At 41.4% G+C, this 14,872-nt stretch carries 12 protein-coding genes; 9 read left to right on the top strand and 3 right to left on the bottom strand.

Annotated features, from left to right (window positions below; all coding sequences use genetic code 11):
* Nucleotides 1-281: 281 nt before the first annotated feature.
* The gene (locus LC608_RS05630; RefSeq protein ID WP_229552603.1) at nt 282-1,355 is read left to right on the top strand and encodes a TIGR03032 family protein; all 1,074 of its coding nucleotides are present in this window, start codon (nt 282-284) and stop codon (nt 1,353-1,355) included.
* Nucleotides 1,356-1,841: 486 nt separating this feature from the next.
* The gene (locus LC608_RS05625) at nt 1,842-2,027 is read left to right on the top strand and encodes a hypothetical protein (RefSeq protein ID WP_229552602.1); all 186 of its coding nucleotides are present in this window, start codon (nt 1,842-1,844) and stop codon (nt 2,025-2,027) included.
* A gap of 20 nt (nt 2,028-2,047) precedes the next feature.
* On the opposite strand, the gene LC608_RS05620 is transcribed toward LC608_RS05625, so the two are convergent.
* The gene (locus LC608_RS05620; protein ID WP_229552601.1) at nt 2,048-3,340 is read right to left on the bottom strand and encodes a dicarboxylate/amino acid:cation symporter; all 1,293 of its coding nucleotides are present in this window, start codon (nt 3,338-3,340) and stop codon (nt 2,048-2,050) included.
* A 193-nt stretch (nt 3,341-3,533) separates the two neighbouring features.
* Between LC608_RS05620 and LC608_RS05615 the strand changes: the two genes are divergently transcribed.
* From LC608_RS05615 to LC608_RS05605, 3 genes are all read left to right on the top strand, one after another.
* Nucleotides 3,534-6,164, top strand: a complete 2,631-nt coding sequence (locus LC608_RS05615; protein ID WP_229552600.1) for a DNA polymerase III subunit alpha — start codon at nt 3,534-3,536, stop codon at nt 6,162-6,164.
* A gap of 91 nt (nt 6,165-6,255) precedes the next feature.
* Nucleotides 6,256-6,885, top strand: a complete 630-nt coding sequence (locus tag LC608_RS05610; protein WP_229552599.1) for an FMN-binding negative transcriptional regulator — start codon at nt 6,256-6,258, stop codon at nt 6,883-6,885.
* Nucleotides 6,886-7,113: 228 nt separating this feature from the next.
* Nucleotides 7,114-8,355: an acetate kinase gene (locus tag LC608_RS05605; protein WP_229552598.1), complete on the top strand. Its 1,242-nt coding sequence runs from the start codon at nt 7,114-7,116 to the stop codon at nt 8,353-8,355.
* Between the two features lie 90 nt (nt 8,356-8,445).
* On the opposite strand, the gene LC608_RS37205 is transcribed toward LC608_RS05605, so the two are convergent.
* Both LC608_RS37205 and LC608_RS05595 read right to left on the bottom strand, forming a co-directional pair.
* A complete protein-coding gene (locus LC608_RS37205; RefSeq protein WP_229552597.1) occupies nt 8,446-9,270 on the bottom strand; it encodes a vanadium-dependent haloperoxidase in 825 nt (274 codons plus the stop codon).
* Between the two features lie 754 nt (nt 9,271-10,024).
* A complete protein-coding gene (locus LC608_RS05595) occupies nt 10,025-10,186 on the bottom strand; it encodes a hypothetical protein (protein WP_229552933.1) in 162 nt (53 codons plus the stop codon).
* A 500-nt stretch (nt 10,187-10,686) separates the two neighbouring features.
* Between LC608_RS05595 and LC608_RS05590 the strand changes: the two genes are divergently transcribed.
* From LC608_RS05590 to ftsH3, 4 genes are all read left to right on the top strand, one after another.
* On the top strand, nt 10,687-11,472 hold the full coding sequence (locus LC608_RS05590) for a hypothetical protein (RefSeq protein ID WP_229552596.1): 786 nt from the start codon (nt 10,687-10,689) through the stop codon (nt 11,470-11,472).
* A 157-nt stretch (nt 11,473-11,629) separates the two neighbouring features.
* Nucleotides 11,630-12,049 (top strand): GNAT family N-acetyltransferase, encoded by a 420-nt coding sequence (locus LC608_RS05585; RefSeq protein ID WP_229552595.1) that lies wholly within the window; start codon nt 11,630-11,632, stop codon nt 12,047-12,049.
* 18 nt (nt 12,050-12,067) lie between these two features.
* On the top strand, nt 12,068-12,862 hold the full coding sequence (locus LC608_RS05580; protein ID WP_229552594.1) for an aminotransferase class IV: 795 nt from the start codon (nt 12,068-12,070) through the stop codon (nt 12,860-12,862).
* Between the two features lie 113 nt (nt 12,863-12,975).
* Nucleotides 12,976-14,817: an ATP-dependent zinc metalloprotease FtsH3 gene (gene ftsH3 / locus LC608_RS05575; protein WP_229552593.1), complete on the top strand. Its 1,842-nt coding sequence runs from the start codon at nt 12,976-12,978 to the stop codon at nt 14,815-14,817.
* Nucleotides 14,818-14,872: the final 55 nt, after the last annotated feature.

Genomic DNA, 14,872 nt, shown 5'->3' with positions numbered 1-14,872 from the left:
GGAAGTTTTAAGTTTTAGATTACACACGATATACTTTTATATTACAAAACCATCTATTGTTTTAAAAGGATGTTTTAAAAGGACTCCGAGAATACTCTGGTAGATTTCTGAAATGAGGAACCACTGGCTAGGAAATGTGTCGAGTGCGATCGCTCAAAGCAGATGACAGAAACGCTGTTGCTGTTGTATTGCCTAGCTTACGTCCAAGAATAGGAGCATCCGTGCCCTGCGGCGAAATTATCACTTATCGAACACCAGAGTTATCAAGGAGTCAAAACTAAGTGAATCCTAATGACAGCAACATTAACAAACCATCTCTAGAAATCAATGCTTCTCGCCAGTTTACCTCTTGGCTGTATGAGCAAAACCTGAGTTTGTCCTTCACAACCTATCAAGCGGGGAAATTATTTTTCATCGGCTTGCAACCAAACGGCAAATTATCTGTATTTGAACGTAGCTTTGAGCGGTGCATGGGTTTGTATACCAATGGCAACAGCCTCTACATGAGTTCCCTGTATCAACTGTGGCGATTTGAAAACATCATCCAACCCGGACAAAACCACCAAGGCTACGATGCTCTTTATCTGCCCCAGATGAGTTATGTGACGGGAGATTTGGATATTCACGACATTGCTTTGAGTAGAGCAGAAGAAAAAGATTTAGCTCCACAAAAATTAGTATTTGTCAATACCTTATTTAGTTGTTTGGCAACAGTCAGCGAAACCCACAGTTTCCTTCCTCTGTGGCAGCCAACCTTTATCAGCAAACTAGCGGCGGAAGATCGATGTCACCTGAATGGGTTGGCAATGCAGCAAGGAAAACCTAAATATGTTACTGTCGTCAGCCAGTCAGATATAGCAGAAGGCTGGCGGGAGCATCGGGCAAATGGTGGCTGTGTCATTGACGTAGAAAGCAATGAAATCGTGTTGCAGGGGTTGTCTATGCCCCATTCCCCACGCTGGCATCAGGAAAAACTCTGGCTGCTCAACTCAGGCGCGGGAGAGTTTGGCTTTGTCGATTTAAAGCGGGGAGTGTTTGAGGCAGTGGCTTTTTGTCCGGGATATCTGCGCGGTTGTGCATTTCATGGCGACTTTGCAGTTGTGGGAATTTCTCAACCCAGGCATAACAAGACTTTTAGCGGCTTGCCCCTAGACGATAAATTGCAACAGAAAAACGTTGAGCCTCGCTGTGGGTTACTAGTGATTGATCTGAGAAGTGGCGATATTGTCCATTCCCTGCGAATGGAAGGGGTAGTACTGGAATTGTACGACGTGGTAGCACTTTTGGGGGTACGTCGTCCAATGGCGATCGGGTTTCGCAGCGACGAAATTCGGCGGGTGGTAACGGTGGGATAAGGGACTTCTAAATAAAAAAATAATCAATTGAACTAACCTGATGAGCAAATTGACTATAAATTCACAGTTAGTAACACAAATTACAAGTCTTTTATAAGCTATAATTCGACACCTTAACGCCACACTACCCGATTTATTAACAAGCTACCGAGTTAAGATTCTGGATGGCAATGCGATCGCTTCTAAAAATCTTTGTAACAGATGAATTGACTGTAGGGGCATAGATTTGTACGCTTTTAATCAACGCTGTACCACGAATGTTGTGAAATGGTATGACTTGTCACGGGATGGGAAATCAGAAAAATAGTGTGTGCAATTTCAGTATTAAAGCGGAAACAACATAAATTTACTTAGTGAAATTCCGCAATTGTCACCAGGACAACTGCAAAAACACAGTGTAGCCTTTAACTAGAAAAACAGCATCAGGCAATTGTTAAACAAAATGCCAACTCTCAGCACTAAACTTTTATAATATTTGTTGTTCTTATGACTCCAAATCCAAAACACACCAAAATTCAATTTCCCCTTTGGCAGTATCTAAATCAGCCTTTATTTAGTCAGGATACAAAGTTAATATTGAATCCTCAACGCTTTGCATTGATCTGGCATCTTCGACTTCTAGAACGCTGCTGGGCTAAAGAATGTGATGCCAAAGGGCCTCAACAGCATTAGATACCTCAAAAGCCGTAAAACTAAGCCTCGTCTATAGAACGAGGCTTTTTGCCATCAAGTAAAGCACTGACAGTCATATCTCCCATAACATTAATTGCGGTGCGGCAGCGATCCAGAAACCAGTCGATAGTAACTAGCAAAGCAATGTATTGAGTAGGTAAGCCTACAGAAGTGAACACCAGTGTCATCGTTACCAGTCCAGCATTGGGAATATTCGCCGCACCTACAGATGCAAAAATTGAGGTAAGGATGACAATTAACTGCTGCCCCAGACTTAGATGTTGCCCAATCAGTTGGGAAATATACAACGCAGACATTGCTTCATAGAGGGCAGTGCCATCATTATTGAAATTTGCCCCTACTAATGACCCCAAGGCAGCAGAAGATTCTCTTAAACCGACTTTTGTTTGCAAAACCTCAAAGGTTATAGGCATTGCCGCCGCAGAGGAAGAAGTTGAGAAAGCTGCCAAAAAAGCATCAGAACCACCAGCTAGGAATTTTAGCGGGTGTACCCAAGAACCAAATTTTACTCTGGTGAGATAGTAGCACGCCTGCAATGCCAGTGCTAACAGCACCGCCACGATAAATGCGCCCAAAGATTTAAACGGTGCAAATCCTTGCAGAGCAACTGTTTTAGCAACAATCCCAAAGACTGCGAAAGGTACTAAGGCAATTACCCAGTTGAGGACACCGACTACCGCTTCAAACAAAATCCCGATGACATCCTCTATCGGCTGGTATGCGTTCTTACCTTGGGCAATTTGTTCAGATTTTAATCCCCGCAGAACGATGCCAAAACTCAGGGCAATCACAATTAGTTGAATTACATTATTATCAACTAATGGCTTCAGAACAGCTTCCGGTACAGCATCTTTGAGTATTCCCCAAGGATCAAGACTTTGAGTAGTTATTTCTGTAGTTGTTGAGGTGGCTACATTGCCCCAAGTGCCCGGACGCAGCACATTTGCTACGAGAAGCCCGATTAAAATAGCTACAGTAGTGTTAGTTAAAAGTAGTACTGCCAACCGCCGTCCAGCTGTACCAGGGATATTCGTAGTCATTAAGGTGTGCAGCACCGCTACCAAAATCAGGGGCGTAGCTAGGGCGCGGAGAGCTTTTAGCACTAACTCGGCCGGAATTGCTAAATTGTTGATTAAGGTAGCATTGCTTGGATTGGGATTCCCCGCACCAAGAGCAATTCCAACGCTGACTGCGGCTACTAGGGCGATGAGAATTTGCAATGTGAGAGGGATACGCTGCCACCAAGGGCTAGCTTTGGTTTTAGCCGAAGTAGTACTCTCTGTTTGACTCATTAGTTAGATGCTGATGAACTGCTGTAACTATTAAAACAACACTTATGACAGTGATAATTTCGGAAAAAGAACAGCTTTAATTTTAGGTAAAAACTGTTAATCTAAGATTCCGTTGGTTTGCAAAATCTAGCTCAGAAGGGTACACCACAAGGTAGGCCCCTAAAGATATCTTGGTTTGTGGTTGGAGATGCTTATGTCCTTTGTGCCTTTACATATTCATAGTGACTACAGTCTACTCGATGGGGCAAGTCAGCTACCAGAGTTGGTAGATCAAGCGATCGCACTGGGAATGAAAGCGATCGCTCTTACCGATCATGGTGTCATGTATGGAGCTGTTGAACTAATCAAAATCTGCCGTAGTCAAAATATTAAGCCGATTATCGGCAATGAAATGTATATCATTAACGGCGATATTGAAAAACAAGAACGCCGTCCCAAATATCACCAAGTCGTTTTAGCTAAAAATACTAAAGGTTACAAAAATTTAGTCAAATTAACCACAATTTCTCACCTTAAAGGTGTTCAAGGCAAAGGAATTTTTTCTCGTCCTTGTATTAATAAAGATTTACTAAAACAATATCATGAAGGCTTGATTGTCACCAGCGCTTGTTTGGGTGGAGAAATTCCCCAAGCGATTCTCAGTAATAGACCAGATGCAGCCCGGAAAGTTGCCCAATGGTATAAAGATGTATTTGGTGATGATTATTATCTAGAAATTCAAGACCACGGTTCCCAAGAAGACCGGATTGTGAATGTTGAAATCGTCAAAATTGCGCGGGAACTAGAGATTAAAATTGTTGCTACCAATGATTCGCATTTTATCTCTTGTTTTGACGTTGAAGCCCACGATGCGTTGCTATGTATTCAAACTGGCAAACTAATTATTGAAGATAAGCGGATGCGTTATAGCGGCACAGAGTATCTCAAATCTGGTGAGGAGATGCAGCAGCTATTTCGTGACCATTTGCCGGATGATGTAATTGTCGAAGCGATCGCTACCACTGAAGAAGTAGCCGATAAAGTCGAGCCTTACCATATTATGGGTGAGCCACAAATTCCTACTCCCCCGATCCCCTCTGGTCATACTGCTGACACTTACGCCGAAGATGTTGCATGGAGTGGACTTTTAGAACGTTTAAATCGCAAATCTCGTCAGGAAGTTGATTCCGTCTATAAAGAAAGATTGGAATACGAACTGAAAATGATTCAGCAGATGGGTTTTTCCAAATACTTTTTAGTTGTATGGGACTACATCAAATTTGCTAGAGATAATAACATTCCTGTAGGGCCAGGCCGCGGTTCTGCGGCTGGTTCATTAGTTGCTTATGCGATGCGAATTACTAATATAGACCCTGTGCATCATGGGCTACTATTTGAGCGCTTTTTGAACCCAGAGCGGAAATCCATGCCTGATATTGATACGGATTTTTGTATTGAACAACGGGATAAAGTTATTGAATATGTAACTGAGAAATATGGTGCAGATAGAGTTGCCCAAATTATTACTTTTAACCGCCTAACTTCTAAAGCCGTTTTGAAAGATGTCGCCAGAGTATTAAATATTCCTTATGGGGAAGCTGACAAAATGGCGAAATTAATTCCTGTAGTGCGGGGGAAACCAACTAAACTCAAGGTGATGGTTTCCGATAAAACTCCAGAACCGCAGTTTAAAGAGAAATATGATAAAGAACCCCATGTTCGCCATTGGCTTGATATGGCGATGCGAATTGAAGGAACTAACAAAACCTTTGGTGTTCATGCAGCAGGTGTGGTGATTTCTGCCGATCCACTTGATGAGATTGTGCCACTACAAAAGAATAATGATGGTTCCGTAATTACCCAATATTTCATGGAAGACTTGGAATCAATGGGTTTGTTGAAAATGGATTTTCTGGGTTTACGGAACCTAACGCTAATTCAAAAGACCGTTGATTTGATTCAAGAAACCAGAGGATATCGGGTTGATCCTGATGAAATTCCCCGCCAGGAAAGAAAAGCCCAGAAGATATTAGCTAAAGGTGAACATAGCAGTCTACCTAAAGATGTCCAAAAAACTTATGAATTATTAGAAGCCGGTGAGTTAGAAGGAATATTTCAATTAGAATCTTCTGGAATGCGTCAGATTGTGCGAGATTTGAAGCCTTCTAATATAGAAGATATTTCTTCAATTTTGGCACTCTATCGACCGGGACCATTAGATGCAGGGCTGATTCCTAAGTTTATTAACCGCAAACACGGTCGAGAAAAGATTGATTATCAACACACCATTTTAGAACCCATATTAGACGAAACCTATGGAATTATGGTCTATCAAGAGCAAATCATGAAAATTGCTCAGGATATGGCTGGGTATTCTTTAGGACAAGCTGATTTGCTACGTCGGGCGATGGGTAAAAAGAAAGTTTCTGAGATGCAAAAGCAGCGAGAGAAATTCGTGGATGGCGCAGCTAAAAATGGTGTACAGAAAAAAGTTGCGGATGAATTATTTGAGCAAATGTTGAAGTTTGCTGAATATTGTCTAAGCTATGACACGGAAATATTGACAGTAGAATATGGATTGTTGCCCATTGGAGAGATTGTAGAAAAACGCATTGAATGTACTGTGTACAGCGTTGATAATAATGGAAATATTTACACCCAACCTATAGCACAGTGGCATGATCGCGGACAACAAGAGGTGTTTGAGTATTGTTTGGAAGATGGTTCATTGATTCGGGCAACAAAAGACCATGAATTTATGACTATTGATGGTCAAATGTTGCCAATTGATGAAATATTTGAACGAGAATTGGATTTGATGCGGGTTGATGGTTTGCCGAATTGACAAAAGAGGGAGTGAGAGTTGAGCATTCTCCGCTTGCTATACGAATGAGAGCTAGAGGATTTTTATGAGTTGATAATAACCTTAAGTCGCCATGTATAGACCAATTGCTTTTCAAGAAGATAATGTTGATAAATTGATCGCCTTTATGAGAGCCAATAGTTTCGCTACGTTGGTATCGATTATAGACGGTGTACCTTATGCTTCACATGTTCCTCTCGTCATTGTAATGCAAGGGGATGCTGTTAAATTAATTGGTCATCTGGCAAAGCAAAATCCTCAATCGCAAGCTCTTGGGACTGAGTTACTTGTTATCTTCACCGGAGCGCACGCTTACATTTCTCCTACCTTGTATGAAAAGTATGAGAGTGTACCAACGTGGAACTATATTGCCGTTCACGCGTATGGTATTCCCAAAGTCATCATGCTCAATGAATCTCCAGAATCAATGAACCAAATGATAAACGATATGATAGATACCTACGAAGCTAACTACAAATCGCATTGGCACAGTTTATCTGAGGGATTTCGTGAAGGTATGATGAATGGCATTGTAGGATTTGAAATAACTGTTACACGCTTGGAAGGTAAGTATAAGCTTAGTCAAAACCGAAGCCAAGTTGAGCAGCAGAATGTTTCAAGTACACTGCTACAAAGTTCAGATCCGGCTGCTCGTGGTGTTGGTATTGAGATGAAACAAAACCTTGAATCTAATGAGTATTAGACACCTCCGAAAAAGAATATCAAAGTCTTCTGGCTGAAAATGTGCCGCTAATCAGGAGGTAGCTGCCTCGTAGAAAATCTGTGAGCGATCGCTTTAAAAAATGATTCAAAAAAATTTTAGCGATGGAAGCGCACCTTTGCGACATATTATTATGCCTATAGGGAAGGTAGAAGCATAAGGTTACACTTGCTGACATGATCAAATGAGGTCATATATTTATGTTGTTATATGAAAATATTGGTGCTGAATGCCGGATCGAGCAGCCAAAAGAGTTGTTTGTATGAGATTGCAGATGAGGCTTTCTTTACCCAAGCAGCCCAACCCCTTTGGGAAGGGAAAATCAACTGGACTCAAGATCGCGGTGTGGCAGAAATTGATGTGAAAACTGGTACGGGTGCAACACTACAAGAATCAATCTCTGGTGATTCTCCACAGGCACACCTCACCTATATGCTCAATACACTTAGTGATGGTGATACCAAGGTAATTGATCAGTTGTCAGAAATTGATGTGGTGGGGCATCGGATAGTACATGGTGGAGAGGATTATCGAGATAGTGTGGTAATTAATGAGGATGTTAAACAGGCGATCGCTCGTTCATCTAACCTAGCTCCAGCACATAATCCAGCCGCTTTATCAGGCATAGAAGCAATTGAAAAAATCTTAAAAGATGTCACCCAAATAGCTGTCTTTGATACCGGATTTCATGCCACCCTACCCGATGCAGCAGCAATCTATCCCGGTCCTTATGAGTGGGTAGAACAAGGAATTCGTCGCTATGGGTTTCATGGTATCAGTCACCAATACTGTTCTCAACGTGCTGCCCAAATTCTCGGTCAAGATGTTCCCCCTGAGCGGTTAATTACCTGTCATCTGGGCAATGGCTGCTCTTTGGCGGCAATTAAAAACGGTCGCAGCATTGATACCACAATGGGATTCACGCCCCTAGAAGGATTGATGATGGGTAGTCGTTCTGGTTCAGTTGATCCAGGGATTCTGATTTATCTGTTGCGTTACTGCAATTATTCCGTCGAAAAGTTGGATCATATATTAAATAAAGCTTCTGGGTTAAAGGGAATTTCAGGTGTATCTAGCGATATGCGTGAGGTAAGAGAAGCGATGTCTACGACGGGCAATGCCAACGCTCAAGGCAATTCCCGCGCTCAACTAGCGTGGGATATCTACGTACATCGCCTACGTTCTAGTATCGGTGCAATGCTTACCAGTTTGGGCGGATTAGATGCTTTAGTGTTCACAGCAGGCGTAGGTGAACACTCTGCGGAAATTCGCCAAGCCGCCTGTGAAGCTTTTGGATTTATAGGACTGAAACTTGACCTTGAAAAAAATCAGCAGCAGCCTGTTGATGAGGATATTGCCACACCCGATTCAGCAGTACGGGTATTAGTTATTCATACTCAAGAAGATTGGGCGATCGCTAGGCAATGTTGGCAGATTCATTCTCGTGTTTAAATTCACTTGCTCTCAGACCTTTTTAAATTTTGGATTTTGAATCTTTAATCCAAAATCCAAAATTTAAAATCTAAAATTCTGTGAGTATATTTAAACCGGAGTCAAAAAGTTATTAAACACGAAGCTGCCGATATTTCTACCCACTTGCACCCCGTCTATAGTCGCCGTTTCGATATGGACGCCACCATAAAGCCGACTATCAGTATCCTCTTGGGCTGCCTGTGAAAAGCTACCGTAATAGCGAGCAACGCCAGGTAATTCTTGTGAAGGAATGTCAAAACTGATGTTATCAGCGCCGTAGAAAAGTTTCAGAATTTCGGCAGATGCACCGCTAAATACAGAATGCCCAGATATGTAATCTGGAAATGGTGGGGTATCTAGTAGAGGTTCCCAATTAGGATCGGCAATCGTATTTGGATTATTGTCTTGATCGGCATTGCGGATTGCAGTAATTGGGCGCAATTGCTCATAGACGTACTTTGCATCCCACCCAACAATACCCGCATCAGCTTGGGCAATGTTCAGCAACGCAAATAAACGGGCATTCTCCTCCAGAGTATTGTTTTGAGCCAATGCTACTTCTTGTGCAAGTTCGTTCAACTGACCTGGTGGCCTGAAAGTATCGCCGTGATCGTAAGCCCAAAATTGGGCAATTTCTGTCTGATCTGCGGTGCGAACAGTGCTGTTTTCAGCGCCAAGCGCCTTAACTTGATTAAAATTTCTTGTATAGCGAGGGCTACCATACTCAGGGAAAGTATCCGGACGAAACAGGATAACACTGTCTATAGCAAAGGGAGTTACTAGACCCCACTGGGGCAATAATGCTGGTGCAAAATTAGTAGTATTATTTGTTGTTTCACCATCGCTAAAAGTTGGCTTCCAATCCCCAAAGCCAGTTCCCGGCGTGTATGGCACTTGTGCAGTACTTGAACCATCATTTTTCCGGTTATTCAGTATCTGCTGGGCAACCTTGTTTCCGATCGCAATGCCCTTGTCCTCAGCCGTACCATCCGGGATTGTTGCAAGAGACCTTTGCCGATGACAGAACTATTTTTACTCGATTAAGACAGAGCTAATTTTATCTAGCAGTAATGTTGCAGAAAAAAGTGAGTGTTTGAACTATCAAAAGCATTTTTAACTTGATGAACTCCCTATGAACATCTGTAAATCATGGTTGACCATATATGAAACACCAACATAGCTATAGTTTTATATCGGGTTCAGACCGTGAGTTTTACGCGAAGCATTAGTTATTGTTACAATTTTTTACAAAGTCCAGAAAATACTAAGCTTATGATAGATTAATTAAACTTCTTTAATATTTTTTATACTCAGTAAAATAGACCTCCTGCATCAAGGCTGCTACTCTGGCAGGGTTTCAGCGAATAAGTACTGCGTGCGATCACTAAACTTATTCATTCTCGACAAGCTTGTTTGTGTACTAACAAAAAATTAGCGCTACCGGATTTAGCAGTGCAAATATTAGTGATAAATACTCAATAAAATTGAGCGATCGCTCAACAGTGTTAGCAAATTTTTAAACAGTAAAAATAAAATTTATACACTTACGTGAAAAATTATTTTTAAATTTTGAATTGTTAAATACTCATCATTACAGTAACCCACGTATGATGAGTTTCCCAACTCGGGGCCCTATAAAACTTAAAATTTACTCGCCAAGTTTTGGTGTGATCAGCGACATAAACGGCAATAATAAGGCATTAACATCAATAAACCTAATCGTTATAATTATTCCTACTCCTTCAACTTCTTGAAAATCCAACACTTTCATCTCTGGAAGATTAAGAATTTGAGCTACGGCAAATTTCATAATTATCGCTAAAACTTTTGCATTTTATAAATACAACTATATCGTTTCCCATATTTCAACATATCTAAAACTCTGAAAATTATTGTCTATAAAGAGTTTCATGCTTCAATAATTTAAAAGCTATTTTGATTTTTACCATAAAATTAACGCAAGAACCAGAACTTGTTGCTCAAGAAAAGCAAAGCAGAATTTCTAGAAACTAATTTCATCTCAAAAAAGAAAATAATTTACTAGATGCTCCGAATAAGTAAGTGTAAATTCTGCGCTATATCACTTATTAAAATCAAGTATAATATATTACTAAATCTTATGCGGAGTTTGCTGATTTACCTGTTTTCGGTTTTTCTTGAGGAAAGATAGGCTTGTTTACTCTTACTTGGTCTTTTAAAGGGTAGGGTAGTGCCTTGATGTATGTTCTCCTGTGATTATATGGCTGAGTAATTTTACAAGAAGTATATTGTATACAATGAGTTGCTTATGCCTGGGAAGACAAGAAAAATATGTTGTTGTCGCGTAAAGCCATTGCTACACCTTTTGTAATTTGTATGTGTATTTTAGGAGTTGGCTTGATTCAATTCCCCCAATTGCAAAAACTAATAAATACCAAGCAATCTGCGTCTTTAGAAACTTTAAAAAAAGAAATACAGTCTGAAAATATCCGTCTTAATTTTCTCAAAAAAACGCCTACTTTTGGTTATAATAATTTCATTGCAGATTTGGTATATCTCAATTTTCTCCAATATTTCGGAGATGATGAAGTTCGAGATAAAACAGGTTACAGTTTAAGTCCAGAGTATTTTGAAATCATCCTAGAACGTGACCCACGATTTTTAGCAGCGTATCGCAGTCTTTCTATCAGTACTTCATTGTATGCTGCTATGCCAGAACGTGCGATCGCACTATCAGAGAAAGGCTTAAAATCCCTATCTCCCTCGGTTCCCGAAAAGTCTTATTATATATGGCGTTATAAAGGAGTTGATGAGTTATTATTTTTAGGCAACGCTAAAGCTGCCGAACAGTCTTTTGCAACGGCGGCAAACTGGGCTAGTAAGTTTTCAGATGAAGAGAGTCAGATGATCGCTAATACTTCCCAAAAAACTGCTGAATTTCTGGGTCGAAATCCTAATAGTAAATATGCTCAAATTTCCACTTGGGCAATGGTTTTAAATAATCACGTTGATGAAAGAACTCAGAAACGCGCAATTAGGGAAATCGAAGCTTTGGGAGGAAAAGTAATTACAATTCCTGAAGGTAATCATAAAATTGTATTTCCCCCCAAAGATTAAATTATTAGTTATGACTTTTGAATTTTGAATTTTGACTTCACCGTTCGCGCAGCATCCCGTAGGGAAGGGACTGACGGATTGGTGCAAGTGTAGTAGCAAATTATATTCGCCCAATAGGGTTCAAATTTTTCACACATGATTGAGCAGGTTAACACTGATGTCAATACAATTGGCAGAATCTGACTTTCAAATATTAGGGTGTTTTCCTGTTATTTCCCAGTTGCGCCCTCAACTTGAGCAAGATAAGTTTCTAGAACAAGTTCGATATCAAATGAAAGAAAGATATCAACTTGCATTCTTAAAAATAGAGGAGCAGACTCTGGCAGTGGCTGGATTTCGCATTTCTAGTTGTTTAGCATTGGGAAAGTTTTTATACATTGATGATTTAGTCGTTGATGAGTTTAATCGGTCACATAGCTATGGTCAACAGTTATTTCAGTGGCTAATTGAATATGCAAGAAATCATGAGTGTAAATACCTGAGTCTTGATTCTGGTGTTCAGCGATTTGCAGCCCACAGGTTTTACCTCATGCAGCGTATGAACATTACAAGTCATCACTTTTCAATAGAGTTGTAGCGACGAAGCAATCTGGTTGTGACAAATAATATTTTTTGGTATGACGGTAAATTAATTCACTCCCAAACCCTAGAGTTAAACATTAATGATCCGGGCTTACTTTATGGGGCGACTGTTTTTACAACATTGCGGGTTTATCAGAACTCGCTAGATAGTAATTTAACTAATTGGCAAGCACACTGCGATCGCTTACTTTTCTCAGTACAATCTTTTAATTGGCAGCAACCAGATTGGAAGCGTCTACGCCAAGGCGCTCAAATTCTCCTCAGACACTTCCCCGTTCTCAGAATTACCCTCTTTCCCGATGGACGGGAGTGGATAACTGGCAGATTATTACCACAAGATTTGACAGAAAAACAAAATAATGGTATATACTGCGCTGTTGCAAGTTCGGAATTTTATCGTTCTCTCCCCTCTCATAAAACTGGAAACTATTTGAGTGCTTGGTTAGCAAAAACTAGTTTAGATGCTCAAGAAGCAATATTAGTTGATGCTCAAGGAAATTGGCTAGAAACTAGCACAGGCAACCTTTGGGGATGGCGCGATCGCAGTTGGTATACGCCACCAATAAAGGCCGGAATTTTGCCGGGAATTGTGCGATCGCAACTTGTAAACTGGTTGCAAAACCACCAGATGCCAGTGCAGGAAGAACCTTGGAGCCTGGAGTTAGTGCAGGGCTTTGAAGCGATCGCCTACACTAATAGTGTGGTAGAAATTATTCCCATTCATACCGTTCATCAGCCTTCAGGGTCGCTACAATATAATCCCTACCATCAAAGTTTTCAGCTAATAAGGGAGCTTTTTTTAGCATGACAGCCACGCCAAATTTGTTATATCTTAAGATAAGTTAACATAATTCTTAATAATCACCTTTGTGATCAGAGACGCTAGGCGACCGCGCGAAAAATACCGGAGGATAGACCTTAGTGAATAAAAGATGGAGAAATGCAGGGCTGTACGCGCTGCTGTTTATTGTCGTCATTGCGCTGGGAACAGCATTTTTTGACAAACAACCCCAAAGCAGAGAGACATGGCGATATAGTCGCTTTATTCAAGAAGTTCAGCAAGGCAGAGTAGAAAAAGTCAGTTTGAGTGCAGACCGCTCTACAGCACTGGTTACACCCAAATATGACCCAGCTAAACGGATTGTTACCTTAGTCAACGATCCAGACTTGATTAATACTCTGACTTCTAAAGGCGTTGATATTTCTGTTTTGCCCCAAACCGACGAAGGATTTTGGTTTAAGGCACTGAGCAGCTTATTTTTCCCTGTATTGCTTTTGGTTGGCTTATTCTTCTTGCTACGTCGCGCTCAAAGTGGCCCAGGTAGCCAAGCGATGAACTTTGGCAAATCCAAAGCTAGAGTCCAAATGGAACCACAAACTCAGGTGACATTTGGCGATGTAGCTGGTATTGACCAAGCCAAGTTGGAATTAAACGAAGTTGTAGACTTTCTGAAAAACGCTGATCGCTTTACTGCCGTTGGTGCAAAAATTCCTAAAGGTGTACTGTTAGTTGGCCCTCCTGGTACAGGTAAAACCCTCCTAGCTCGTGCCGTAGCTGGTGAAGCAGGTGTACCCTTCTTCTCAATCTCCGGTTCAGAATTTGTCGAAATGTTCGTAGGTGTGGGTGCATCCCGCGTCCGCGATTTATTTGAACAAGCTAAGACCAATGCTCCTTGTATCGTCTTCATCGATGAAATTGACGCCGTAGGTCGTCAACGTGGTGCAGGTTTAGGTGGTGGTAACGATGAGCGGGAACAAACCCTCAACCAGTTGCTCACAGAAATGGACGGCTTTGAAGGTAATACTGGCATCATCATTATTGCTGCTACCAACCGTCCTGATGTTCTAGATGCAGCCCTATTGCGTCCTGGTCGCTTTGACCGTCAAGTTGTGGTAGACCGTCCCGACTATGCCGGACGTAGCGAAATTCTCAAGGTTCACGCCCGTGGCAAGACCTTGGCAAAAGATGTGGATTTGGATAAAATCGCCCGTCGTACCCCTGGATTTACTGGCGCAGATTTATCCAACCTGCTGAATGAAGCCGCAATTCTGGCAGCCCGCCGGAATTTGACTGAGATTTCGATGGATGAAATCAACGATGCTATTGATCGCGTATTAGCTGGCCCAGAGAAGAAAGACCGGGTAATGAGCGAAAAGCGCAAAACCTTGGTAGCATATCACGAAGCTGGTCATGCCTTAGTTGGTGCTTTAATGCCAGACTACGATCCTGTGCAAAAGATTAGCATCATTCCTCGTGGTCGTGCAGGTGGTTTAACTTGGTTTACCCCCAGCGAAGACCGGATGGACACAGGTTTATACAGCCGCGCTTATCTGGAAAATCAGATGGCTGTGGCTTTGGGTGGTCGAATTGCAGAAGAATTAATCTTTGGTGAAGAAGAAGTTACCACTGGTGCTTCTAATGACCTCCAACAAGTAGCACGGGTTGCGCGTCAGATGATCACCAGATTTGGGATGAGCGATCGCTTAGGCCCTGTTGCTCTTGGTCGTCAACAAGGTAACATGTTCCTCGGACGAGATATCATGTCAGAGCGTGATTTCTCTGAAGAAACCGCCGCCGCCATTGATGAAGAAGTCCGTAAACTTGTGGATGTAGCCTATACACGCGCTAAAGAAGTGTTAATCGGCAACCGCCACATTTTAGATCAGATAGCGCAAATGCTAGTTGATAAAGAAACGGTAGACGCTGAAGAGTTGCAAGAAATTCTGTCGAATAACGATGTGACAACTGCTGCCTTTGCCTAATTTAATCAGTAGTTAGGAGTTAAAAATAATTTCTAACTCGTAATTGTCAAAAAAG

This window comes from Nostoc sp. XA010 (assembly GCF_020829625.1).
In the GTDB taxonomy this organism is placed as follows: domain Bacteria; phylum Cyanobacteriota; class Cyanobacteriia; order Cyanobacteriales; family Nostocaceae; genus Nostoc.
The sequence above is the reverse complement of the archived record's forward strand: the minus strand, read 5'-3'. Positions and strand labels throughout refer to the sequence as shown.

What these genes read in the sequence shown, in the direction of transcription:
- LC608_RS05610 (WP_229552599.1), top strand. Translation starts at nt 6,256, where the DNA reads ATGTATAGACCAATTGCTTTTCAAGAAGATAATGTTGATAAATTGATC.
- LC608_RS05605 (WP_229552598.1), top strand. Translation starts at nt 7,114, where the DNA reads ATGAAAATATTGGTGCTGAATGCCGGATCGAGCAGCCAAAAGAGTTGT.
- LC608_RS05615 (WP_229552600.1), top strand. Translation starts at nt 3,534, where the DNA reads ATGTCCTTTGTGCCTTTACATATTCATAGTGACTACAGTCTACTCGAT.
- LC608_RS05625 (WP_229552602.1), top strand. Translation starts at nt 1,842, where the DNA reads ATGACTCCAAATCCAAAACACACCAAAATTCAATTTCCCCTTTGGCAG.
- LC608_RS05595 (WP_229552933.1), bottom strand. Translation starts at nt 10,186, where the DNA reads ATGAAATTTGCCGTAGCTCAAATTCTTAATCTTCCAGAGATGAAAGTG.
- LC608_RS05620 (WP_229552601.1), bottom strand. Translation starts at nt 3,340, where the DNA reads ATGAGTCAAACAGAGAGTACTACTTCGGCTAAAACCAAAGCTAGCCCT.
- LC608_RS05590 (WP_229552596.1), top strand. Translation starts at nt 10,687, where the DNA reads ATGTTGTTGTCGCGTAAAGCCATTGCTACACCTTTTGTAATTTGTATG.
- LC608_RS05585 (WP_229552595.1), top strand. Translation starts at nt 11,630, where the DNA reads ATGTCAATACAATTGGCAGAATCTGACTTTCAAATATTAGGGTGTTTT.